Source organism: Methylotenera sp. (assembly GCF_030684185.1).
Classification (GTDB): Bacteria; Pseudomonadota; Gammaproteobacteria; order Burkholderiales; family Methylophilaceae; genus Methylotenera.
In genome coordinates, this window is sequence record NZ_JAUXOY010000001.1 from 1 (window position 1) to 1,202 (window position 1,202).

Here is a 1,202-nt window from a genome sequence, read left to right on the forward strand (position 1 = left end):
AATTACAAAATTACTCGATAATTTTTGCTACCACACCAGCACCCACAGTACGGCCACCTTCACGGATCGCAAAGCGTAAGCCTTCTTCCATCGCGATTGGTGAGATTAATGTGACGGTGATTGATACGTTATCACCTGGCATGACCATTTCTGTACCTGCTGGCAACTCTACTGCACCCGTTACGTCTGTCGTACGGAAGTAGAATTGTGGACGGTAACCTTGGAAGAATGGTGTATGACGACCACCTTCATCTTTACCTAGCACATAGATTTCTGCTGTGAATTTGGTGTGCGGTTTGATTGAACCTGATTTAGCCAATACCTGACCGCGTTCAATGTCTTCACGTTTGGTACCGCGTAACAATACGCCGACGTTATCACCAGCCATACCTTGGTCTAGTAATTTACGGAACATTTCAACACCTGTACAGGTGGTTTTTACAGTTGGCTTGAGACCAACAATTTCAATTTCATCACCGACTTTTACAATGCCGCGTTCAATACGGCCTGTTACTACTGTACCGCGACCTGAGATAGAGAATACGTCTTCTACTGGCATTAAGAATGTGCCGTCAATGGCACGTTCCGGCATTGGGATGTAGCTATCTAAAGCTTCAGCCAATTTAAAAATAGCCGCTTCGCCGTATTCTGATTGGTCGCCTTCAAGCGCTAGTTTAGCTGAACCAATAATGACTGGGGTGTCATCACCAGGGAAGTCGTATTTGCTGAGCAATTCACGGATTTCCATTTCTACGAGTTCTAGTAGCTCTTTGTCATCTACCATGTCGGCTTTGTTCATAAACACAACAATGTACGGCACGCCAACTTGACGGGCTAATAGGATGTGTTCACGGGTTTGCGGCATCGGACCGTCAGCTGCTGAACAGACTAGAATAGCGCCGTCCATTTGCGCTGCACCGGTAATCATGTTTTTAACATAGTCGGCATGGCCTGGACAGTCTACGTGTGCGTAGTGACGATTAGCTGTTTCGTACTCAACGTGCGCAGTATTAATCGTAATACCACGTGCCTTTTCTTCCGGTGCCGCGTCAATTTGATCGTAGGCTTTTGCTTCGCCGCCGAATTTTTTTGACAAGATTGTAGTAATCGCTGCTGTTAGTGTTGTTTTACCATGGTCCACGTGGCCAATCGTACCTACGTTGACGTGCGGCTTGGTCCGCTCAAATTTACCTTTTGCCATT

At 46.4% G+C, this 1,202-nt stretch carries 1 protein-coding gene; it reads right to left on the bottom strand.

The window, feature by feature from the left end; all coding sequences use genetic code 11:
- Nucleotides 1-10: 10 nt before the first annotated feature.
- Nucleotides 11-1,201 (bottom strand): elongation factor Tu, encoded by a 1,191-nt coding sequence (tuf, locus tag Q8J82_RS00005; RefSeq protein ID WP_304908109.1) that lies wholly within the window; start codon nucleotides 1,199-1,201, stop codon nucleotides 11-13.
- Nucleotide 1,202 lies beyond the last annotated feature (1 nt).

Excerpts from the sequence above, each read along its gene's own strand:
- tuf (WP_304908109.1), bottom strand. The coding sequence starts at position 1,201 with ATGGCAAAAGGTAAATTTGAGCGGACCAAGCCGCACGTCAACGTAGGT.